At 70.2% G+C, this 22,066-nt stretch carries 16 protein-coding genes; all 16 read left to right on the top strand.

Translation table 11 applies throughout. From position 1 onward, the window contains the following. The first annotated feature begins 60 nt into the window (after positions 1 to 60). The 16 genes from ACFUNE_RS20490 (at position 61) to ACFUNE_RS20415 (ending at position 22,049) form a co-directional block, all read left to right on the top strand. Entirely contained in the window at positions 61 to 747 is a 687-nt protein-coding gene (locus tag ACFUNE_RS20490; protein WP_383569655.1) for a hypothetical protein, read from the top strand. A gap of 125 nt (positions 748 to 872) precedes the next feature. After that, positions 873 to 1,073: a hypothetical protein gene (locus ACFUNE_RS20485; protein WP_383569652.1), complete on the top strand. Its 201-nt coding sequence runs from the start codon at positions 873 to 875 to the stop codon at positions 1,071 to 1,073. A gap of 782 nt (positions 1,074 to 1,855) precedes the next feature. Further along, positions 1,856 to 3,145: a cytochrome P450 gene (locus ACFUNE_RS20480; protein WP_383569649.1), complete on the top strand. Its 1,290-nt coding sequence runs from the start codon at positions 1,856 to 1,858 to the stop codon at positions 3,143 to 3,145. Positions 3,146 to 3,177: 32 nt separating this feature from the next. Next, the gene (locus ACFUNE_RS20475; RefSeq protein WP_383570303.1) at positions 3,178 to 4,365 is read left to right on the top strand and encodes a cytochrome P450; all 1,188 of its coding nucleotides are present in this window, start codon (positions 3,178 to 3,180) and stop codon (positions 4,363 to 4,365) included. Positions 4,366 to 4,480: 115 nt separating this feature from the next. Further along, on the top strand, positions 4,481 to 5,002 hold the full coding sequence (locus ACFUNE_RS20470; RefSeq protein ID WP_383569646.1) for a GNAT family N-acetyltransferase: 522 nt from the start codon (positions 4,481 to 4,483) through the stop codon (positions 5,000 to 5,002). Positions 5,003 to 5,393: 391 nt separating this feature from the next. After that, positions 5,394 to 6,365, top strand: a complete 972-nt coding sequence (locus ACFUNE_RS20465) for an arabinan endo-1,5-alpha-L-arabinosidase (protein ID WP_383569642.1) — start codon at positions 5,394 to 5,396, stop codon at positions 6,363 to 6,365. Further along, positions 6,347 to 7,801, top strand: a complete 1,455-nt coding sequence (locus ACFUNE_RS20460; RefSeq protein WP_383569640.1) for a family 43 glycosylhydrolase — start codon at positions 6,347 to 6,349, stop codon at positions 7,799 to 7,801. Before ACFUNE_RS20465 ends, ACFUNE_RS20460 begins: the two co-directional genes overlap by 19 nt. 237 nt (positions 7,802 to 8,038) lie before the next feature. After that, positions 8,039 to 8,839 carry an alpha/beta fold hydrolase gene (locus ACFUNE_RS20455; RefSeq protein ID WP_383569637.1) on the top strand — a complete coding sequence of 267 codons (801 nt, stop codon included), beginning with the start codon at positions 8,039 to 8,041 and terminating at the stop codon, positions 8,837 to 8,839. Beyond that, positions 8,836 to 10,122 (top strand): PP2C family protein-serine/threonine phosphatase, encoded by a 1,287-nt coding sequence (locus ACFUNE_RS20450; protein WP_383569634.1) that lies wholly within the window; start codon positions 8,836 to 8,838, stop codon positions 10,120 to 10,122. Before ACFUNE_RS20455 ends, ACFUNE_RS20450 begins: the two co-directional genes overlap by 4 nt. A gap of 237 nt (positions 10,123 to 10,359) precedes the next feature. After that, positions 10,360 to 11,445 carry a pectinesterase family protein gene (locus ACFUNE_RS20445; protein WP_383569631.1) on the top strand — a complete coding sequence of 362 codons (1,086 nt, stop codon included), beginning with the start codon at positions 10,360 to 10,362 and terminating at the stop codon, positions 11,443 to 11,445. A 196-nt stretch (positions 11,446 to 11,641) separates the two neighbouring features. Next, on the top strand, positions 11,642 to 12,649 hold the full coding sequence (locus ACFUNE_RS20440; protein ID WP_383569628.1) for a LacI family DNA-binding transcriptional regulator: 1,008 nt from the start codon (positions 11,642 to 11,644) through the stop codon (positions 12,647 to 12,649). A 170-nt stretch (positions 12,650 to 12,819) separates the two neighbouring features. After that, positions 12,820 to 14,334: a hypothetical protein gene (locus ACFUNE_RS20435; RefSeq protein WP_383569625.1), complete on the top strand. Its 1,515-nt coding sequence runs from the start codon at positions 12,820 to 12,822 to the stop codon at positions 14,332 to 14,334. After that, a complete protein-coding gene (locus tag ACFUNE_RS20430) occupies positions 14,331 to 15,380 on the top strand; it encodes an AAA family ATPase (RefSeq protein ID WP_383569622.1) in 1,050 nt (349 codons plus the stop codon). Before ACFUNE_RS20435 ends, ACFUNE_RS20430 begins: the two co-directional genes overlap by 4 nt. Continuing rightward, positions 15,380 to 19,702, top strand: a complete 4,323-nt coding sequence (gene fxsT, locus ACFUNE_RS20425; protein ID WP_383569619.1) for an FxSxx-COOH system tetratricopeptide repeat protein — start codon at positions 15,380 to 15,382, stop codon at positions 19,700 to 19,702. The genes ACFUNE_RS20430 and fxsT overlap by 1 nt, the downstream gene beginning before the upstream one ends. Before the next feature lie 83 nt (positions 19,703 to 19,785). Further along, positions 19,786 to 20,946 (top strand): hypothetical protein, encoded by a 1,161-nt coding sequence (locus tag ACFUNE_RS20420; protein WP_383569616.1) that lies wholly within the window; start codon positions 19,786 to 19,788, stop codon positions 20,944 to 20,946. Then, entirely contained in the window at positions 20,943 to 22,049 is a 1,107-nt protein-coding gene (locus ACFUNE_RS20415) for a caspase family protein (RefSeq protein ID WP_383569613.1), read from the top strand. Before ACFUNE_RS20420 ends, ACFUNE_RS20415 begins: the two co-directional genes overlap by 4 nt. Positions 22,050 to 22,066: the final 17 nt, after the last annotated feature.

Genomic DNA, 22,066 nt, shown 5'->3' with positions numbered 1-22,066 from the left:
CGCACCCCACCAAGTATCTTGATGATTGAAATACCTTGAGTGGTGCGAGGGGAGTCCTGAGTGATCTCGTTGGCGTTCGCCGTGCTCGCGGCCGCGCAGTTGTGGTTGGCGGTCTGTGCAGGGCGTCACTGGCGTGCGACGCCGCATCTGCTGTCAGGTGTACCGGCCTTGGTGTGCTCCGCGCTGTTCTGGGACAACGCGGTGATCGCGGTCGGGAGTCTGACGGGCGCCGGGCCGCTGCTGGAGTCGCTGAGCGTCCCGCGCTTCGTCGCGCACGCGTTGCTGACGCCCTTTCTCGTGCTGTGGTCGCTGTCTGCCCTTGACCGCGCAGGGCTGAGATGGGCGCGGCGGACGGTGGTGCGGGCGGCGGCTGTCGGTCTCACGGTCCTTCTGGTGGCGGCGGGCGTGCTCCACGACATCCTCGGCCTGTCGCTGCGTCCGGAGCGCTGGGCGGGCTCGCTGCGCTACGTGAACGACGCGGCGTCACCGACGGGTCCGTTGCCCGCCATCGTCACCGGACTGGTGGTACTCGCCGCAGGGATCGTGCTGTGGCGGTGTACCGGGTTCGGTCGGCTGGCGCTCACCGCCGGCGTGATGGTCGCGGTCTCCGGGGCTGCCGCTTCGGTGCCCGTACTCGGCAACGCCGGAGAGGTCGTGCTCGACATCGGGCTGCTGATGACCGCCCGCAGGCTCCTGCCCCTGTCCCGGGAGGCTCGGCGGACCGACGCCGTCGCGCCACTGAACTGAAGTGACGCGGGCCCGCTGCCGCGCCCGCCTCGAAGAGCCGGCCGTTCCGAGCGTGCTCGATGATCCTGCCGTGCGCTTCGTGCCCGGCAGGTCCCCATGTCACCGAAGTGACTCAGGGTGCGGCCATGGCCACCACCCGCCCCCGCGAGCCGGTCCTGCTGGTACCCCAGGGCCCGGTGAGTACGGCGATCGCCTGCACCGTGGGCGCGATCCTGATGCTGGGCGCCAGCTACGACGTCCCGACCTACCGCTTCGGAGGTGTTACGCAGGGCGCGGTACTGCCGGCCCGGGTCGATCCGACCAGTCGCGTGTTCACGCTTGCGTGACCAACCCCGCCGCCAGCAAACGTCCTTGACCGGCTTCGGTGCAGTGTTCCGCTGAACGTCGGGCGCGGGCCTGTCGGCGGACCAGGGTCCCCGCCGGGGCCTCCTCAGCGGAACCGCTGGTGCCGGCGGACCGCGGCTGGTGTGGTCACGGCGTCGGGGCGGTTCCGGACAGCCCGTTCCTCGGCCGACCCTGAACTCCCGGACCGAACGGCCGCTCGCGGGCCGGTCCTCAGCGCCTCGCGTCGGACGGGACGAATCTGCTCAGACGGTAGGTCGTCGGGTGGGTCAGGCGTCCGCACAGGGTGTCGATGCGGAGCTCCGACGGGTCGGCCGGCTGCGGGCCCGTCTGCAACCGCTGTACAAGGTGGCGAAATTCTCCCTGGTCCTGGGTCTCCAGGACGATTTCCCAGTGGCCCGCGCGGTCCCATGCCGAAGCCGTCCCGCGGCCGTTCCCGCGTTTGCGTTTCCTCTGTCCTGGCACAGCGCTCAGCCTGGCGGCGCCGGCCTGTTCCCGCAAGGTGTGCAAATCCTGCCCCGCGCCCCCGCGTCCCCGCGCCCCCGCGCTCTTCGCGTTCCTGCGTTCCTGCGGCGGCGGTGGCCCGATAGCCGTGGGCGCCGCCCCGGGAGCCGTCCACCTGGAGCGCACGGCACCGGGCGGCCGTGAAGGCCCGACGCCGGACGTCCTTCCGATCAGTGCCCAAAGCTTCACGCAACCTCCCTATAGTGGGGGCGCGTTGATCGTATGGCCCAACGCGCGAAGCCGTCTCCCAGGAGTCCGTACGATGACGACCCCCTCCTTATCAGCCACGTCCGCGTCCGGAGGCGGCTGCCCGGCGCACGCCGCGACCGCGGCGGTGCCGCTGAGCGGACCCGAATTCCACACCGAGCCGCAGGCCCTGTACCGGACCATGCGCCACTCCTACGGGCCCGTCGTGCCCGTCGAGCTCCCCGGAGGCTTTCCGGCCTGGCTGGTCGTCGGGTACCGAGAGCTCCACCAGGTCACCAGCGACGGTGAGTTGTTCCCGAGGGATGTCGGGCTGTGGAACCAGTGGGAGCACGTGCCGGAGGACTGGCCGCTGCTTCCCATGGTCGGACGGCCCATGCCCTCCATCTACTTCACCGCGGGCGCCGAGCACCGGCGGCACTCCGAGATGGTCGTGCCCGCACTCGAAGCCGCGGACCCCTTCGAGATCCGGGGGCACTGCGAGCAGCTGGCCGACCGCCTCGTCGACGGGATCTGCGCACGCGGAACCGCCGACCTCGTCGCGGAGTTCGCCGAGCCGCTGCCCGTCCTCGTCCTCGCCCGCCTCGTCGGCTTTCCCGACGAGGAGGGCACGGACATCGCCCGGGTCCTGAAGGACCTGGCCGACGGGGGCCCCGGGGCCCAGGAGGCGTACGGCCGCTTCGGCGAGCACATGCAACGGCTGGTGGCGGCGAAGCGGGCCACGCCGGGCGACGACGTCACCTCCCGGATGCTCGCCGACCCCGAGCCCTTCACGGACGAGGAGTACGCCCTCGACCTCATGGCCATCACAGCCGCGGGGCACCTCACCACCGCCGACTGGATCAGCAACTCCCTGCGGCTGATGCTCACGGAGGACCAGTTCGCCGACTCCCTCGCGGGAGGGCACCGCAGTGTCGGCGACGCGATGAACGAGGTCCTCTGGGAGGAGAGCCCGACCCAGATCCTCGCCGGGCGTTGGGCGGTCCGCGACACGCAGCTCGGCGGCCGGACCATCCGCGCCGGGGACATGCTCCTGCTCGGCCTGGGGGCGGCCAACACCGACCCGCTGATACGCCAGGAGATGGGTGCGGCCGGCACGGGGCACCGGTCCGGGAACGGGGCGCATCTGGCGTTCAGCCACGGGGAGTACCGCTGCCCCTTCCCGGCGCAGGAGATCGCGGAGACCATCGCCCGTACCGCCATCGAGGTCATCCTCGACCGGCTGCCCGACCTCGAACTCGCCGTACCCGCCCAGGACCTGGTCCGCCGGCCGTCCGCATTCCTGCGCGGCATGAACGCCCTTCCCGTCCGGTTCGCTCCCGCACACACGACAGGAGACCCGCTGTGACCTGCCCTTACGCGACCGTGGTCATCGACCCCATGGTCCAGGACCTCGACGGTGAGACCGAACAGCTCCGGGGTTCCGCTCCGCTCGCCCGCATCGAGCTCCTGGGGGTCCCGGCCTGGACCGTCACGCGGCACGCCGAGGCCCGGCAACTCCTCGTCGACACGCGCCTGGTGAAGAACCTCGACGCCTGGGGACTCTGGCAGAGCGGTGAGGTCACCCACGCCTGGCCGCTGATCGGCATGATCGACGCCGGGCGTTCCATGTTCACCGTGGACGGCGAGGAACACCGCCGGCTGCGGACGAAGACCTCCCAGGCCCTCACCCCCCGCCGACTGGAGGCGATCCGTCCGGCCATCGAGAAGTTCACCGAGGAGCTGCTGGACGCGCTCGCCGCACAGGGCGCGGACGGGGCCGTCGACCTCAAGGCCGTGTTCGCCCAGCCGCTCCCGATGCGGGTGGTCGGCCTCCTGATGGGGGTGGACGAAGCCCTGCACCCCATGCTGACCCGGCAGTACAAGGCCTTCTTCTCGATGCTCACCCCGCAGGAGGACCGGCTGGCGCTGCTGGCCGAGCTCGACGTCTTCTACGCCGAACTGGTGCGGGAGAAGACCGCCCGCCCCACCGACGACCTCACCAGCGCGCTGATCCTGGCCGAGGAGGGCGGGGAGCCGCTCACGGAGGAGGAGGTGGTCGGCAACCTCAAGTCGATGGTGGCCGCCGGGCACGAGACCACCATCGGGCTCATCCTCAACGCCGTACGTGCCCTGCTCGCCCACCCCGACCAGCTTCGGAAAGTGCTGGACGGGGAGATACCGTGGGAGACGGTGGTCGAGGAGACGCTGCGCTGGGACACGCCCACCACACACCTGCTGATGCGGTTCGCCACCGAGGACATCCAGGTCGGCGACCAGGTGATAGCCAAGGGGGAGGGTGTGGTGATCTCCTACCGGGCCATCGGGCGCGATGTCGTCCAGCACGGCGACGGTGCCGACGTCTTCGACATCACCCGCCCGACGCCCATACGGCACATGACCTTCGGCCACGGGCCCCACATCTGCCCCGGTGCGGCACTGTCCCGCGTCGAGGCCGGGATCGCGCTGCCGGCTCTCTTCGGGCGCTTCCCCGGGCTGAAGCTCGCGATCGCCGACGACGAGATCCGGAAGCTGCCGGTGATGACGCAGAACGACATGGAGGCCTTCCCGGTGCTGCTGCACGGCTGAGGACGCGGCGGACACCACTGAACCGGCACCGGCACCGGCGTTGCGAAGCCCGCAGAGGCGGCACACCGAAAATGCGGGTGCGCCACGGTCCTGCCCGGTGATATTTCTCCCCGATATGAGCGACCTTGTGACAGCGCGGCTGGTGCTTCATCCGATGACCGGGAACGACGCCGAGGATGTGCTGGCGGGGGTGCCGGGCGAGGGTGCCCGATGGGCGCCCGGCTACCCCGGCCACGGAGACGTGAACGCGGCGAGGCGTTACCTGGACACCGTCGCGAGAACCGGAGATCCGCAGCCGTTCGGCAATTACGAGGTCCGCCGCCAGGAGGACGGACAGGTGGTCGGAGGCGTGGGGTTCCACGGGCCCGCGGACGAGCACGGCAGTGTGGCGATCGGCTACGGCCTCGTTCCGTCCGCGCGAGGCCGGGGATACGCCTCCGAGGCGCTTCGTGAACTGGTGCGGTTCGCGCGGGAATGTGGCGCCACGTGCGTCAGGGGTGACGCAGACCTCGACAACGTCGCCTCCCAACACGTCATGGAAGCGGCCGGGATGCGGCACGTCGGACAGGACAGCCGCGTCAGGTACTTCGAGCTCGCCTGGACCGATGCGGCGGCAGTCACCGACGCTCACTCGTAGGTCCGATCCGTAGCCCCGTAGCCCCGTAGCCCCGTAGCCCTGTAGCCCCGCATCCCCGTACCCGGCGGGGCCGGGGCAGGGCCGCGTCCGAGCTGTGGCACAGCGGCGGGGGCCGGCTGAAATTCACAGGCCACGCGCGTGTCGATCCGCCGGCCCGTACGGGCGGCTGCCGTGGCCCGCCGTGGACGCCGGTGTGCGCGACCCGTTGACGCAAGACCCGTTCGATTCTACGGTCCGTTCGAGCTTACGAGCGGCATCCGAAATGTCGAACAGTGAAATGTCATGCGCATGCCAATCAGCGCGCACGTAGGCAACAGCAACCAAAGCCGGTCCGGTGGCGACTGACAGCTGCCGGACGCCCCCATCCACGACCGAAGGAGAACGTCCCCTCATGAGCCGCACTCTGAGGAGAACCCTCGCGGTCCTCCCCGCCGCGCTGCTGATGGCACTCGTGCCGAGCAGTGCGTCCGCGTATCCCAACCCGGGTGTGGTCAACGGCGACATCGTCGTCCACGACCCCAGCATGGTCCGCAGTTCGTCCGGCCAGTACCTGCTCTACTCGACCGGCGAAGGCCTCCAGCTCCGCACCTCCACCGACCGCACCGCCTTCGGCCGTTCCGGAAACGCCTTCACGACCAAGCCGGGCTGGTGGAAGAACTACTCCTCGGCGTCCGACCCCTGGGCCCCGGACATCTCCTTCCGGGGCGGCAAGTACCTCATGTACTACGCCGTCTCGTCGTTCGGCTCCAATACGTCGGCCATCGGTCTGGCGGCCTCCACCACCGGCCAGGCAGGCAGTTGGAGCGACTACGGCATCGTCTACACGTCGAGCTCGTCGAGCGACTACAACGCCATCGATCCCAACCTGTTCGTCGACGACGACGGGAAGTGGTGGCTGTCCTTCGGCTCCTGGTGGACCGGGATCAAGATGATCCGGATCGACCCGTCGACCGGCAAGCAGTACGCGGCCGACACCGCCCGCCGCTCCCTCGCCTCCCGGCCGACCGGGACCAAGGCGGTCGAGGCGCCCTCGGTCGTGAAGCGCAACGGCTACTACTACCTCTTCGCCTCCTACGACACCTGCTGCGCCGGCACCGGATCGACGTACAAGATCAAGGTCGGCAGGGCGACGAGCGTGACCGGCCCCTACAAGGACAAGAACGGCGTCAGCATGCTCAGCAACGGAGGGACGCCCGTCCTGGAGTCGCACGGTCGCTACATAGGTCCCGGCGGCCAGTCGGTCCTGGCGGACTCCGACGGCGACCTGCTCGTCTACCACTACTACGACGGCCAGGACAACGGCACCCCGAAGCTCGGCGTCAACCTCCTGAACTGGAGCAGCGGATGGCCCGTCGCCTACTGACCCTCCTGAGCGCCCTCCTGCTGGCGCTCGCCCTGGGGCAGCCGACATCGGCGTCGGCGGCCGAGGGGCGCCCGTACACCAACCCCGTCAAGGCGCAGAAGGGCGCCGACCCGTGGATCTCGTACCAGGACGGCAACTACTACCTGGTGTCCACGAGTTGGACCGACGTCATCACCATGCGGAAGTCACCGACGCTGGCAGGGCTCTCCACCGCGCCGAGCGTGCAGGTGTGGCAGGGTGACGCCGCGTCGCGCTGCTGCAACATCTGGGCACCCGAACTCCACTACGCGGGCGGTCGCTGGTACCTGTACTACGTGGCCGGCCAGAACATCACCGACTACAACCCCACGCAGCGCGTGCACGTGCTGCAGAGCGCCGGTCCGGACCCGATGGGGCCCTACACGTACAGGAATCAGCTCGGCAGCGGCTGGATGCTGGATCCGAGCGTGCTCACGGTCGACGGATCCATGTACCTGCTGGGCAGTGCGAGCGGCGGCGGTACGCAGAACCTCGTCATCGCGCCGATGTCGAATCCGTACACGCTCAGCGGCTCGTTCTCGACGATCTCGACACCCACCTACGACTGGGAGAAGTCGGGCGGCACGGTCAACGAGGGGCCCGAGGTCCTCCAGCGGGGCGGCAAGACGTTCATCCTCTACTCCGCCAGCGGCTGCTGGACCCCGGACTACAAACTGGGCCGGCTCACCCTCACCGGCTCCGACCCGCTCTCCGCGTCATCCTGGACGAAGAAGTCCAGCCCGGTCTTCCAGCGGAACGACGCCGCCGGGGTCTACGGGCCGGGACACAACGGCTTCTTCACCTCGCCCGACGGCACGGAGAGCTGGATCGTCCACCACGCCAACGACTCGGCATCCGACGGCTGCGACAACGGACGCACGGCGCGGGCGCAGAAGTTCGGCTGGAACACCGACGGCACCCCCGATCTGGGGACTCCCGTCGCCCTCGGTACGACACTGCCAGGGCCCTCCGGTGAGGCGGCGGCGACCCCGACCGCCTACACGGTGGTCAGCCGGGCCACAGGGAAGTGCCTCGACGTGAGCGGGGCGTCCACCGCCGACGGCGCCGACGTCCAGCAGTGGACGTGCGACGGCAGCACCAAGCAGCGGTGGCGCGTCGAGGACAGGGGTGACGACACGAGCAGGCTGGTGAACGCCGCGACGGGCAAGGTGCTCGACACGGCGGACTGCTCGACGGCCGACGGCGCGGACCTGCGCCAGTGGTCGTGGCTCGACAACACCTGCCAGCGCTTCCGCTTCGTCACCACCGAGGCCGGCGGCTGGGTGCGCATTGTCAACCAGGCCACCGGGAAGGTCGCCGACGTGGCGGACTGCTCTTCGGCCGACGGCGCCGACGTACGGCAGTGGACCTGGCTGAACAACACCTGCCAGCAGTTCAAGCTGGTCCCGGTCACCTGAGAGCCGCCCGGGACGCCGAGACCCACCCGGCCTCCTGGAATCCACCGCAGCTCACGGGCCGGACGTCCGTGAGCTGCGGGGCAGGAGGCGGCCCCGAGGGCTCCTGGACGCGGGGAGAGCGGGACACCCCGGCAGCCCGCCGATACGCACACACATGGTCACCGAACGTGATCCGTGCTGCTGGGAGGCGCTCACGCACACCGGGCCGCCGTGTGCCGGAAGTGTCAGGATGTATTCATGGACGTGCGGAAGAGGAACCGGGTATCCGTGACGGGCCGGGAGAGCGGCCCGGTGGTCATGCTCGCCCATGGATTCGGATGCGACCAGAATCTGTGGCGTCTCGTCGCGCCCGAACTGGAGAAACACTTCCGGGTGGTCCTCTTCGACCATGTGGGTGCCGGGCGGTCCGATGTGTCCGCCTGGAGCCCTGAGCGCTACTCCACCCTGGACGGCTATGCGCAGGACGTGATCGAGATCTGCCAGGAGATCGGCCTCGGGCCCGTGACGTTCGTCGGGCATTCGGTCAGTTCCATGATCGGCGTACTGGCCGCCGTGCGGGAGCCCGGACTCTTCGACAAGCTGATCCTCCTCACCCCGTCGCCGTCGTACATCGATGACGGCGACTACCGGGGCGGATTCAGCGAGCAGGACATCGAGGAACTGCTCGAGTCGCTGGCCAGCAACTACCTCGGCTGGTCCGCGACGATGGCTCCCGTGATCATGGGAAACCCGGACCGCCCCGAGCTGGGCGAGGAGCTCACGAACAGCTTCTGCCGAACGGACCCGGAGATCGCCCGGGTATTCGCGAGAGTGACCTTCCTGTCCGACAACCGGGCGGATCTCGCCCAGGTCGGCGTCCCGACACTCGTCGCCGAGAGCGCGCGGGACACGCTCGCCCCCCGCGAGGTCGGCGCCTTCGTCCACGGGCAGATCCCCGGCAGCGAGCTGGTCACCCTGGACTCGACGGGCCACTGCCCCCAGCTGAGCGCCCCCGGGGAGACGGCCGGGGCGATCATCGCCTTCGTGCAGGGGTCGTGACGGTGCCCCCGGGCGGCGAGGAGGCCGACGAATCGTGGGCCGTGGGGGACCGTGACCAGGAACAGCTGCCGTTCTCGGCCCTGCTGGAGGACAGCGCGGAGGACCTGTACGAGAACGCGCCGTGCGGCTACCTCTCCACCCTGATGGACGGCCGGATCGCCAAGGTCAACGGGACCCTCCTCAGATGGCTCGGCCACCGGCGCGAGGAGCTCGTGGGCCACAAGCGCTTCTCCGACCTGCTGACCATTGGCGGCAAGCTCTACCACGAGACGCATTTCTCGCCACTGCTCCACATGCAGGGCGAAGTCAGCGGCATCGCCCTGGAACTCAGGACCGCGGACGGGAGCCGGCTGCCCGTCATGGTCACCTCCACCGTCAAGCAGGACAGCGACGGCGAGCCGCTGCTGATTCGCACCACATTCCTGGACGCCCGCGACAGGCGCGCCTACGAGCGCGAACTCCTGCGGGCGCGGCGGGAGGCCGACCACGAACGCGAACGCCTGCAGCGCCTTGCCACGACCCTGCAGCGCACCCTGATCCCGCCGACGCTCGAACCGGTTCCGGGCCTGGAGGTCGCCGCCCGCTACCACTTCGCCGACTCCGACGAGTTGGGCGGGGACTTCTACGACCTGTTCCCGCTGGCCCCCGGACGCTGGGGGTTCTTCATGGGGGACGTGCGCGGCAAGGGTGCGAGCGCCGCCGTGGTGACGTCGTTGGCGCGGTACACCCTGCGCGCCGCAGCGGTGTCCGATCCCGTACCGGCCACGGTGCTGGCCAACCTCAACTCCGCCCTCATCCGCGAGTTCCAGGAGGACGAACCGCGCTTCTGCACCGTGATCTTCGGCCTGCTCACATCCGAGGGCGAGGGCACGGGATTCCACGTGGTCCTGGCCGGCGGCGGCCACCCCCCTGCCGTGTTCCTGCGGGCCGACGGCAGCGCCGACCACGTGCCCACGCCAGGGGGCCAGTTGGTCGGAGTCGTGTCCGACGCGCAGTTCACCACGGCCACCGTGGAGCTGGGTCCCGGCGACACGCTGTTGCTCTACACCGACGGCCTGACCGAGGCGCGCACCCCGGACGCCGGTGGACGCTACGGCGACGAAGCGCTCCTGGACTTCGCGCGGCACCTGGCCCCCGTCTCCGCGCTCGACGTCGTCGAGGCGCTCACCGGGCTCCTGAGGGGATTCGGCGAAGGGCTCGACGACGACACCGCGCTCCTGGCGATGGGCGTGCCCCGCGGCGAGCACCCGTACGGTGAGGAGACCGGCGCCGACCGGAGCTGATCAGTCACCGGCGGCTGCGAGGCGGCCGGGATCCCGGATGTGCGCCCCGCCGCCCGGACACCGCTCCGGGGGCCCGCACGGCGGAACGGCGCCCCGCCGCCCTGACACCGTTCCGGGGCCGGCACGGCGGAACACCCATGCTCGTCCTCCGGCCCGGCACCGGGGCCCGGCAACCTTCGGGGCGGCTGCGGCGACTACGGGCCGGAACCCCCACTTCCCCGACGAACGGATCAGGCCATGGCAGCCCATCGACGGCGCTCCGCCCTCACCCCCGGTTCGCGCAGAGCAGTCACCGCAGGAGCGGCTGCGCTCCTGACCACCGCCACCGTCTGGACGTCCGGGCCGGCGTCCGGAACGGAGGCGGCGACCACCCTCACCGTCGCCAAGGACGGCAGCGGGCAGTACTCGACCGTGCAGGCGGCGGTCGACGCCGTTCCCGCCGGCAACACCGCGCGGGTCGTCGTCTCCGTCAAGCCGGGTACCTACCGCGAAACGGTGAAGATCCCCTCCACCAAGCAGAACGTCACACTCCAGGGCAGCGGCTCCAGCCGCAACGACACCGTCATCGTCTACGACAACGCCTCCGGTACCCGGAAGCCCGACGGATCGGGGACCTACGGGACCGGCGGCAGCGCCACCGTCGCAGCCGAGGCCAACGGCTTCCAGGCCCGCAACCTCACGATCTCCAACGACTTCGACGAGGCGGCCCACCAGAACATGAGCGGTCTCCAGGCCGTGGCCCTGCGCACCGCGGCGGACAAGGTCTTCCTCGACTCCGTGATCGTCACCGGCGACCAGGACACCCTGCTGCTCGACACCGCCTCCAAGGCGACCCTCGGCCGCGTCCACATGACCAACTCGTACGTCGTCGGCAACGTCGACTTCATCTTCGGACGCGCCACCGCGGTGATAGACAGATCAGTCATCACCCTGAAGAAGCGGTGGGACGGCAGCTCCGCCGGATACATCGCGGCGCCCAGCACGGCAGCCGACCGGAAAGGCTTCCTGATCACCGGTTCGACCGTCAGCGGCGATGTCTCGGCGTCGTCCTTCCACCTGGGGCGGCCGTGGCACGCGGGCGGTGACGCCTCGCTCGACCCGATGGCCACCTTCCGCGGCACGACGCTCAGCTCGGCGGTCAGATCCGCCCCGTGGACGGACATGAGCGGCTTCTCCTGGAAGGACGACCGCTTCGCGGAGTACAAGAACACCGGACCGGGTTCCGGCACGGCGAGCACCGACCGCCCGCAGCTCACCGACTCCCAGGCGGCGGACCAGGAGATCGCCGACTGGCTCGCAGGCTGGACACCCTCGGCGTCCTGAGTCACGGTGAGCGGCAGGGAATCCTGTCGGCAGATAGGGTCGAAGCGCTTCGACTCCACTCTGGACAGTGTCTGTGAGCGAGTCTAGGCTCCTCGGTGTCTGTGCATGTCAGAGTGTGAAGGGGAGCAAAGCAAGGCGCCGTCGAAGCGCTTCACTCGCTCTCCCTCGCAGTCACCAACTGTGTGGGAGAAGCCGAATGGTCACGCTTGCCGAGGTCGCCCAGCACGCCGGAGTCTCCGCGAGCACGGTGAGCTACGTCCTCAGCGGAAAGCGGTCGATCTCGGCCTCCACCCGGGAACGGGTCGAGCACAGTATCCAGCAGCTCGGCTACCACCCCAACGCCGGTGCGCGGGCCCTGGCCAGCAGCAGGTCCAACATCATCGCGCTCATGGTTCCACTGCGCACGGACATGTACGTGCCGGTGATGATGGAGATCGCCATCGCCGTCGCCACGAGTGCCCGGACGCACGGCTACGACGTCCTGCTGCTCACCGGCGAGGAGGGCCCGGCCGCCGTCCGGCGGATCGCGGGGAGCTCGCTGGCGGACGCGATGATCCTGATGGACGTCGAGCTGCACGACGAACGGCTCCCGCTGCTCCGCGACTCGGGCCGTACCGCCGTCCTCATCGGCCTGCCCGCCGACACCTCCGGGGTGACCTGTGTGGACCTCGACTTCGAGGCCACCGGGGCGCTCTGCGTGGACCACCTCGCCGGCCTCGGGCACCGGGAGGTGGCGGTGATCGGCGAAGCCGCCGCCGTCTACGAGCGGCACACCGGCTTCGCCGAGCGGACCGTGGACGGCATACGCGCCAAGGCGCAGGAAGCGGGGATGCGGATCCTGCACCGTCCCTGCGAGGGCGGGTACGCCGCGATGGCCGGAACCCTGGGCCGGATCTTCGACGAACGGCCGGGTACGACCGGATTCATCGTCCAGAACGAGGCCGCGGTCGAGCCGCTGCTCAACCTGCTCCAGCAACAGGGGCGCGCCGTGCCGGAGGACGTGTCCGTCGTGGCCATCTGTCCCGAACAGGTCGCCACGCAGGCCTCGGTCCGGCTCACCTCCGTGGCCATTCCGGCACAGGAGATGGGGCGCCGAGCGGTGGAACAGGTGGTGGCGAAGCTCGCCGGCCGGGGTACGGACGAAGTGGAGCTGCTGGAGCCCGTTCTGACGGTCCGTGCGAGTTCGGGGCCCGCTCCCGCATAAGGGGCGATAGTCAGGCTCACTCTTTCGGGTGGAGTGCGCGCCGGGTGCTTGCCCGGAACGCGGCCGTGCGTGCCACAGGTGGTCAACAGGCCCTGAAGTGAACCTGGTTGCTGAAGATCCGGCGTGATAACTTCGCGACGAGTCATCAAGGTGGTACCGGCTCGACGGGGGTGGTCGGTGTGGGGAACGGGCCGCTCGGTCCACAGGGGCCGGACGACGGAAGACCGCGGCTCGTCGGGGCGTTGGTCGAATTCCTGTGTGCACAGGACTTCGTGACCGACCCCGATCAATGCGCTCTGCTGGTGTCGTTCACCGCGGAGCAGCTCGGCGTGGAGATCAACGTGCCGCGCAAGAATCCACGGGCCGACATGCTGTACTTCGTCAGGATCCTGCTGCGGCACGACAACGGCCTGGAGGCGCTCGCCCACAGCGTCGGTGTCCTGGCGGGACACGAATGCGCGATGCAGCTGATGAGGGCCGTGGAGGACGCTCGGGCCCCCGAGGAGAAGGCGGTCGGTGCGTCGCCGGAGTTCACCGACAGGGCCGTGCGGGAGATTCATCGGCTGCTCGCCGATGTGCGGCGCGTCGACGACGGTCGCCTGCACGCCCTCCTCAACCACGAGCTGGGTGTCGATGTGCCGTACGGGCAGACGCCCGCGCAGCGCTTCGACCACCTGTGCAGCTTCAACACCCAGGCCGACGGCCTGCCCCCGGCGCTCGTCCTGGTCGAGATCACCGCGTTCCTGGAGCGGCCGGCACTCTGCGAGAAGCTCAGGGAATGGTCGGACGCGTGGGCGGCGGAAGCCGGTGCCGAGGCTGTCCGGGCCCTCGGCGAGCGCAGACGGGCGATCGCGTCCCTGCCGACGGCGGATCCGGGGGTGGCACGTTGCCTCGTCGTGATGGTGGAGCCCGCAGACGACAGTTCGGCGGACATCTACGTACGTCACTGGGTCAACGCCGCGCCAGGCTTCTGGGAGCCCGTCGCCGGGGACGTACGCCCCACGACCCTCGACGAGCTGGCGGGTGAGGTCGAACGGGCCATCGGGCGAGGACAGGAACGCTGGGCGGGTCTGCCGGTGATGGAGAACGAGCCGCCTCCACAGGTCGAGTTCGTGCTGCCGTTCACGCTGCTCAACCACGACATGGCCCGGTTGGAGATGGGCACGTGGAGCGGTGACCCGCTGCCGATCAGTCTCCGCTACCACGTCCATCTGAGATCTCTCGAACGCATGAGAGCGGCGCAGAAGGACGGATATCTGCCTCTGTGGCGGGAACGCTGGACACAACTGAGGAACGCGGGCGTGGCCGAGTCGTACCGCTGGCACGGCGAAGAGGACGAGCGGCTCGACCGCTGGCGTGCCAAGCTGATAGCGAACCCAGGCCTGACCGCGGTCATACTCGACGTCCCGGCACTGCCCGGTCTCGGCCTGGAAGCACTCGTCACCGCGATCGCTCAGGGGGTGGGCCTTGCAGCCTGGGACCGCAGAACCGACAGCCCTGACCTGTCGGGCGAGGTGTTGACGCTGCTGCTCGCCCACCCGCCCTCACAAATCCCCTCGAAGGTAAGTGCGTTGCGCAAGAGAGCCGAGGGGATGAACCGTGACAGCTGGTCCCTCGGGAAGCACCTGGCCCTCATGTGGGACGACCCGAACCGCCTGATCGACTGCGAGGAGTTGACAGCATGACCGAGCAGGTCTCGGCAGCGCAGTCCGTCACGCCCCCTTCCTGGAGGGTGTTCCACGCGACGGGACAGCCTCCCGCCGGGGACCCGCCGGAGCTGCCGCAGCCGCCCCCCTGGCGGGTGTTCTCCGGAAGCCCTCTGCAGCAGGCGCCTCCGGACGACGCGCAGTCGGCGCTGCGCAGACTCGGCGCGGTGCAGGAGGGGCCCCAGTTACGTGAGGAGGAAATCAACGCGGTCAACGCCGCACTTCTGCTGCGTCGCCCGCTTCTGATCACCGGGCCGCCCGGAGTCGGCAAGTCCACCCTCGCCTATCTGATCGCGAGGGAGCTGGGACTCGGCCGGGTCCTGCCCTGGAGCATCGTCAGCCGCACCATGCTGCGCGGAGGCCTCTACGAGTACGACGCCATCGGCAGGGCACAGGCCATTGCCGCCTGGCGGGCCGGTGGCACATCCGAGGAGAGCCGTACGGGAAACGCCCCCGACCTGGGGGACTTCGTGACGCTCGGGCCACTGGGGACGGCTCTGATGGCGTACCGGCGCCCCCGGGTGCTGCTCGTCGACGAGCTGGACAAGAGCGACATCGACCTGCCCAACGATCTGCTCCACGTGCTGGAGAACGGCAGCTACGAGATTCCCGAGCTGGTGCGTGCCGGCGTGGCCGAGGTGTCCGTCTTCACCGATGACCCTCAGGGCCGTGCCGTCATCGAGGCGGGCCGGGTCGAGTGTGCCGAGTTCCCCGTGGTCGTGATCACGAGCAACGGGGAGCGGGAGTTCCCGGCTGCCTTCCGGCGCCGTTGCCTGCCACTGGAGATGCGTCCGCCCGGGCGCGAACAGCTCGTCTCCATCGTGGTCAGCCACCTCGGTCGCCGTCCCGAAGGCATCGAGGACCTCGTGGACGACTTCGTCAGGCGCCTGGACGGCGGTGGTACCCAGTCCGTCGATCAGCTCCTGAACGCGGTGCAGCTCACCACGGCACATGGGTTCAGGGCTGACGGCGACGGGCTGAAGCTCATCGAGATGCTGCTCCGCGACCTCTCGAAAGGCCGATGATGAACGGCTCGCCACGAGAGCGCGCTCCGGACACGTCCTCCGCGTCGAGCAGTGTCCTCCACGAGACGGACGGCGGGGCGAGCTGGCAGGACCTCGCCGACGGGGTCTGGCTGGCTGCCGCCTGGCACCGGGCGGGTCGCGGAGCGGACGGGGGCCCGGCATCCGGCGAGGAGCCCTCTCCGGACGGCGGGGCGGATCCGCTTGCCGAGGTGGCTGCTCCTCCCGTGCCTGCCGAGGGGTTGCCGGAGATCGTGCCCGCCGGCAGCGGCCTGGATTTCCACGAGGCGGAGGTCCGCCGAATCGAGGAACGGACACACGGACGTCCTGAATCGGTCCTGCCCCACGAGACGCGCCCCGCGCGGCGTGGGGTTCCGTTGCGCCTCGCCAAGGCTCTCCGCGGACTCGGCCGACGTGTCCCCTCGCGCCACGAAAGCCGGCTCGACGAGGCGCGGACCGCCGAGAACGGTGTGATCGACGGACTGTGGATCCCCTACCTCGACCCCGTGCAGGAACGCGCCTTCGACCTGATGCTGCTGGTCGACACGGCGCCCACCATGCCCGTGTGGGACAGCGCGCTGCGTCAGCTGTCCGACGAGGCCGTACGCAGTGGGGCCTTCAGGGACGTCCGCACGGTCGATGTCTCGCTGCCCGGAGGGGCGGCTCCCGAACTGCGCTGGCCCGGCAACCGACGCGCCGACCCGGCCGAGCTGCTGGACGGCCGCGGGGCACGGCTGTTCCTCGTCGTGACGGACGGGCTGGCACCCGGCTGGGCCGAAGGCGGTGCCGACGAACTGCTCGGGCGGCTTGCCGCGGCCGGGCCCACGGCGCTCGTGCATCTGCTGCCGCCGTACCTGCGTCACCGCTCCTCCGTGTATCCCTTCAGGGCCCGGCTGGACGCCGCCGGATTCGGCTCGCTCAACCGCCACCTCCACTGCCATCCGCCCCACGGAGTGCCTGAGCACGCGCACATCCTGCCCGACACGGGCGACGGGTCCGTGGCCGTGCCCGTTCTCAGCCTGCGCCCCGGTTCGTTCCGGGCGTGGGCGGATCTGGTGACCGGCGAACGCGGGGTGCGGCGTGCGCTGCCGGTGGTCCTGGCCGGAGCGATGGCCAAGGGAGTGTCCGCGCCCGGGCTGCGCGCGCCCAGGCCGGACGGCCCTCGCGCGGCGGCGGACGCCGTACGGAGATTCTTCTCCCTCGCCAGCCCGCTCGCGCGCCAGCTCGCCGTCCTGCTGGCCGTGGCCCCGATGCGCTTCGACATCATCGAGGAGTTGCGGGACCGGGCCTTTCCCGATTCGAGGCCCGAGCATCTCGCCGAGGTGATGATGGGCGGCCTCATCGACTGGGAACGGGACGGAGAGGGCGGACCCGACTTCGCCGACGGCATCCGCGAGGCCTTGCTGGCCACCGGAAACCGCACCCAACTCGCACGCGCGGTCGGCCTGTTGGTCGAGTCACGGGCCGGTCGGGCCCATGGCGTACGGCTGCGCGCCGCGTTGCGTGATCCTGTGGGAACCGCTCTGCCGGACAGGCGGAGCGGCCCTGCCTGGCTCCGGATCGAACTGGCCGTCCTCCGCGCCTTGGGAGGGCTGCCCTACCGACGTCGGGCGGCACACCTGAACGGTGTGCTGCTGAACGGCGCGGGAGTGCCGACGGAGGCGACAAGAGATGATAAAGAGGCATCTGATGTGAATGAGAACGGCCCCGTTTCCCCGTCGCATTCGACGGTTCCACCAGGAGGATCTGTGTCGCCGACGACACCACCCGTAGACACCGAGCAGGATCGGGTCGACGAGCGCACGCATGCCATGGCCCCGGAGCTGCGGTTCGTCCGCACCGGCCAGCCGAAGATCATGGGAAACGTGCCGCCGAAGAATCCGAACTTCACCGGGCGGGAGAGTCTCCTGGCGGCCGTGGAAAGGCAGTTGCGGGAGGACGAGACCACAGCGGTCCTTCCGCACGCGCTCCACGGCATGGGCGGCGTCGGGAAGTCGCAGATCGCGGTGGAGTACGTGTACCGCCACAGCGGCGAGTTCAACGTCATCTGGTGGATTCCCTCGGAGCAGGAGAACCTGGTCCTCGGCGCTCTCGCCGACCTGGCCCGCAGCCTCGGCCTCGAAGTGGGCCCGCAGGCCAACGCCGCCGTTCCCGCGGTGCGCGAAGCTCTCCGCACCGGCAAGCCGTTCGACAACTGGCTGCTTGTCTTCGACAACGCCGAGGACATCGAGGTCGTCCGGAACTACTTCCCCAACGGGGGACCGGGAAAGATCATCGTCACCTCGCGCAACCGCGAGTGGGAACGCGTCGCCACGCCCCTCAGCGTGGACGTCTTCGACCGGGACGAGAGCATCGCACTCCTGCAGCGCCGTGCACGCGGCCTGAGCTCCGGGGACGCCGACCGGCTCGCGTCGGCGCTCGGCGATCTGCCCCTCGCGGTCGAGCAGGCGGGTGCCTGGCACGCCGCCACCGGGATGCCGGTGGACGAATACCTCAATCTGCTGGAGGAGCGCCGGCCCGAGATCCTCGATCTCGCCCCGTCCCCCGACTACCCGCTCCCGGTCGCGGCGGTCTGGGACATCTCTCTCGGACGTCTTTCGCAGGACAACCCGGCCGCACGTCAACTCCTCGAGATCTGCGCCTGCATGGCACCGGAGCCGATCCCGCTCAACCTCTTCAGGGGCGGACGCAACGTCGAGGTCACCCCCGAGCTGGACCCCGTCCTGCGCGACCCCCTGCTGCTGGCCCGCGCCACCCGGGACCTCAGCAAGCTGTCGCTCGTGAGGCTGGACCACAAGACCGCCACCCTGCAGATGCACCGTCTGATGCAGAACGTGATCGTGGCCAGGATGGATCCCGACGAGCGGGCCAGGATGACGCGGGCGGCCCACCTGCTGCTGACGACGGCGAAGCCGGGCGCACCCGCCTCCCCTGACCAGTGGCCCGCTTACCAGGCGATCCTCCCGCATGTGATCGCTTCCGGAGCGGTGGAGAGCTCCGACGGATGGGTCCGCGACCTCGTCTACGACATGGTCTTCTTCCTGTACTACTGGGGCGCCCACGAGTCGGGGGCCGCTCAGGCCCGGTTGGCCTGGTCCGCCTGGCGTGCACAGTCGGGTGACGAGGATCTGCACGTCATCAGGATCACGAAGCTCCTCGGCTTCTACCTGCGGCTTCTGGGACGCCCCGAGGAGGCGATCCTGCACAACGAGCGAGCCCTGGCGATCTCGCGCGGCACGCAGATCCCCGACGAGGAACTCGTCGACTCCATGTGGCAGATGGCGGGGGCGCTGCGGTACCGGGGGGACTTCCGGCAGGCGCGCGAGCTGGCCGAGGAGGCGTTCACCCGGGCGAGCGACCTGTTCGGACCCGAGGACCCCACGACGCTGAGCGCGGCACACGACTACGGCGTGACGCTGCGGCTGAACGGCAGTTTCGCCCTCGCGCGGGAGATCGACGAGGAGACCGTGCGGCAGCGGGAGCTGCTCTACGGGCCGGTGAACGGGCTCACGCTCAACACCTTGAACGGGCTGGCCATCGACCTGCGCGAGGCGGGCGACTACCTCGGCGCCCGCGCCCTCCAGGAGTCCAACTACCACACGTACGTCAACCACTTCGGGGAGACCAACGCAGCGACCATCCGCGCGGCGTTGAACCTCGCGGTGTGCCGACGCAGGGCCGGCGTGGTCGAGGGAGGGTCCACCCTCGCCGAACAGACCCTTGAGCGCTTCACCAACCGCTACGGTCTGAACAACACCGACGCGCTCGGTGCCGCGATCCACGCCATGGTCGAACGCCGCCTGCACGGCGACCTCGTCGGTTCACGGGAACTGGGCGAGCAGACGCTGACCGCCTACGCCAAGGTGCTCGGCGACCACCACCCCTACACCCAGTTCGCCCGAGTGGATCTCGCCGCGACGCTGCGGGCCCAGGGCGACACGGACCGGGCGGAGGCACTGGACGCCCAGGCGCTGGAGGGACTGGAAGCCACCCTCGGAACACTGCACATCAGCACGCTGACAGCCGCGATGTGCCGGGCCAACGACCACTACGCACGTCTGGACTTCGCACCGGCCGCCGCCGCCGACGCGGACCTGCTCCCCAAGCTCACCGAAACGGCCGGGGCCGAGCATCCGCTCACCCTCGCCTGCACGGCGAACCTCGCGCTGGACCGGCGAGGGCTCGGCGAATCGGAGGAGGCCGACCGGCTCAACCGGAGGGCCATCGAGGGGCTTTCACGTGTCCTGGGCGCGAACCACCCCTGGCACACCGCCGCCAGGCTCCACCAGCGCATCGAGTTCGACATCACGCCGCTGCCGATGTGATGTCGGGGACCGCTGACCGTCGGCCCTGTCCGTCGCTCCTCCGGGCGGTGGACAGGGCCGCAGTGAAAGCAACGGGGGGACGCATGACCACGGTGGTCTTCACACACGGCACGGGGGTGCGTGAGCCGCACCTGACGGCACTGCTGGCGCGCATCACGTCGGGCCTCGCCGAGGAGGCTCCAGCCGTGCGTCCGACCGCGTACGACTGGGGCGGGCGGTACGGGGCGCGGCTCGCCGCCGGCGGAGCCAGCATCCCGGCCACCCCCGGCGTCGGCACCGCCCGGAGCTCCGGCGACGCGGGTGACGAGGCGGAGGAGTGGGCCCGGCTCTACGACGACCCCACGGCCGAGCTCGCCCTGGCGGGCGCCGGGGCCGGCCCGCGCACCACCCCGCCCGGAGCCGCCTTTCCCGGCGAGCGCCCGAGGTCGGTCCTCCGCGAACTGGCGGCACACGGCGAGCCCCGGGCCGGTGCCGTCGGCGCCGGCCTGCCGGAGGCCGCGGCCGAGCTCGCGCGCAGTCCCCTGCTCGGACCCGCCTCCGAGGCCCTGGATCAGGAGGCCCTGGCGTGGGCGCTGGCCAGGGCCCTGACCGCCATGGTCGTCGCCGGGGAGATCGCGGCCGACAGCCCCTTGCAGAGTGGCGGTGACGCCAGGGACGCAGCCGTCGCCGCCCTCGCCGAGCGACTCGGCGCCTCGCCTGCAGGCACGGGCCGCGGCCCGCTGCTCCGCATGGCGGGCAAGCCGTTCGTCCACCTCGGCTCCCGCTACGCCGTGCGACGCCGCAGGGCACTCACCGACGCCGCACACCCGGCCGCCGGTGACATCCTCAAGTACCTCGCCAGGGGCGAGGTCATGCGGCAGGGCCTGCGGGACCTCGTGGCCACCCTTGATCCGCCCGTCGTCCTGCTCGGGCACAGCCTCGGCGGCATCATCGCGCTCGACACGCTCATATCCGGGCCACTGCCGGGCGTCGAACTCCTGATCACCGTCGGCTCGCAGGGCCCCTTCCTGTACGAGACGGGAGCGCTTCCCTCGCTCGCCCACCCGGACCCGCTGCCCGGCCATGTGCCACCGTGGCTGAACATCTACGACCGCCGGGACCTGCTCGGGTACGCCGCCGAAACGCTCTTCCCCGGCAGGGCCCATGACGTCGCCACCGACAGCCGGCAGCCCTTCCCCGTGGCGCACAGCGCCTACTGGACCGACCCTGCTGTCTACCGGGCGATCGGGGAGCGGCTCCCATGACTCCCCGACCGGTCCCTGCGGACCGCATCTTCGCCCTTGTCGTCGGCATCGAGCAGTACGCGGCGGGATCCGGCTGGGACCTTCCGGGGCCGGCGCGGGACGCTCTGCGCTTCCGCGAGTGGCTCCTGGCCCGCGAAGTGCCCGACGCCCACATCCAGCTCCACCTCGCACCGCTCCCCGGTACGGACCCGGGTGTCCCGTTCCGCCCGGCCGACCACGACTCCCTGAGGCGTGCCTTCATCACGGACGTCCCGGACCGCCGGGATGAGGCGCTGTGGGTGTGGTGGGGCGGACACGGTGTCCTGGACACGGACGAGAGCATGGCGCTCTACACCGCCGACGCCACTCTCACCGACCGTCGCGCGATCGATGTCGAATCCGCGCTCACCCGGCTGCGGAGCGATGCGACACCGGGCCTCCGGACCCAGATGTGGATGGTCGACGCGTGCCGCACCTTCGACGAACAGCACGGCTTCCCCCAGACGTTGTCCATCGAGCGCTTTCCCACCGGGGCACGGATCGTCGAGCACGAGCAGACACTGATGTTCGCGGCAGGCCGGGGACAGCGCGCGGGCAACGATCCGGACCGACGGCTCGGCTTGTTCTCGGACATCGTTCTGCGTGAGCTTTCAGCCGATCCGCTGCCGGCCCCCCTGCCGCTCTTCGACGCGGTGAAGGCACGAATGGGCGCGCTCCGCGCGGCAGGGCACACCGCCCAGATCCCCGGCCTCCGGCTGGAGGCGCCGGGGTACAGTGAGCACGTTCCGCAGGCCCGGCCGTCCGGCGTGAGTCCGGCCGCCGGACGGAAGGTGCCCCCGACCGCCCGGCTCATCACGGCGCTGATGGCGTATCCGCTGATGAGCGACCGTGACGAACGGCAGGTCCTGGTCAACGAGCTGCCCTCCGCGGCCGTGGCCCGTATGCCGAGGCACGCCATGCCGCGAACGGATGTCATCGGCATCGTCCGCGCTCTCCGGGCGCACCCGGAGGGACTCCGGACCCTGTACGCCGTCGTGACCCTGATCGATGAGGATCCCGGCCGGGCAGCCGAACTCAAGTCGTCCGTCGAGGACTTCCTGACGGACCCGGGTCCCGGAATGTGATCGGCTGGCGTGATCAC

This window comes from Streptomyces sp. NPDC057287 (genome assembly GCF_042667905.1).
In the GTDB taxonomy this organism is placed as follows: Bacteria; Actinomycetota; Actinomycetes; order Streptomycetales; family Streptomycetaceae; genus Streptomyces.
This window is presented reverse-complemented; position numbering and strand designations above follow the sequence as displayed.

What these genes read in the sequence shown, in the direction of transcription:
- fxsT (WP_383569619.1), top strand. Translation starts at nt 15,380, where the DNA reads ATGAACGGCTCGCCACGAGAGCGCGCTCCGGACACGTCCTCCGCGTCG.
- ACFUNE_RS20445 (WP_383569631.1), top strand. Translation starts at nt 10,360, where the DNA reads ATGGCAGCCCATCGACGGCGCTCCGCCCTCACCCCCGGTTCGCGCAGA.
- ACFUNE_RS20470 (WP_383569646.1), top strand. Translation starts at nt 4,481, where the DNA reads ATGAGCGACCTTGTGACAGCGCGGCTGGTGCTTCATCCGATGACCGGG.
- ACFUNE_RS20440 (WP_383569628.1), top strand. Translation starts at nt 11,642, where the DNA reads ATGGTCACGCTTGCCGAGGTCGCCCAGCACGCCGGAGTCTCCGCGAGC.
- ACFUNE_RS20415 (WP_383569613.1), top strand. Translation starts at nt 20,943, where the DNA reads ATGACTCCCCGACCGGTCCCTGCGGACCGCATCTTCGCCCTTGTCGTC.
- ACFUNE_RS20475 (WP_383570303.1), top strand. Translation starts at nt 3,178, where the DNA reads ATGGTCCAGGACCTCGACGGTGAGACCGAACAGCTCCGGGGTTCCGCT.
- ACFUNE_RS20430 (WP_383569622.1), top strand. Translation starts at nt 14,331, where the DNA reads ATGACCGAGCAGGTCTCGGCAGCGCAGTCCGTCACGCCCCCTTCCTGG.
- ACFUNE_RS20465 (WP_383569642.1), top strand. Translation starts at nt 5,394, where the DNA reads ATGAGCCGCACTCTGAGGAGAACCCTCGCGGTCCTCCCCGCCGCGCTG.
- ACFUNE_RS20455 (WP_383569637.1), top strand. Translation starts at nt 8,039, where the DNA reads ATGGACGTGCGGAAGAGGAACCGGGTATCCGTGACGGGCCGGGAGAGC.
- ACFUNE_RS20460 (WP_383569640.1), top strand. Translation starts at nt 6,347, where the DNA reads ATGGCCCGTCGCCTACTGACCCTCCTGAGCGCCCTCCTGCTGGCGCTC.
- ACFUNE_RS20485 (WP_383569652.1), top strand. Translation starts at nt 873, where the DNA reads ATGGCCACCACCCGCCCCCGCGAGCCGGTCCTGCTGGTACCCCAGGGC.
- ACFUNE_RS20480 (WP_383569649.1), top strand. Translation starts at nt 1,856, where the DNA reads ATGACGACCCCCTCCTTATCAGCCACGTCCGCGTCCGGAGGCGGCTGC.
- ACFUNE_RS20420 (WP_383569616.1), top strand. Translation starts at nt 19,786, where the DNA reads ATGACCACGGTGGTCTTCACACACGGCACGGGGGTGCGTGAGCCGCAC.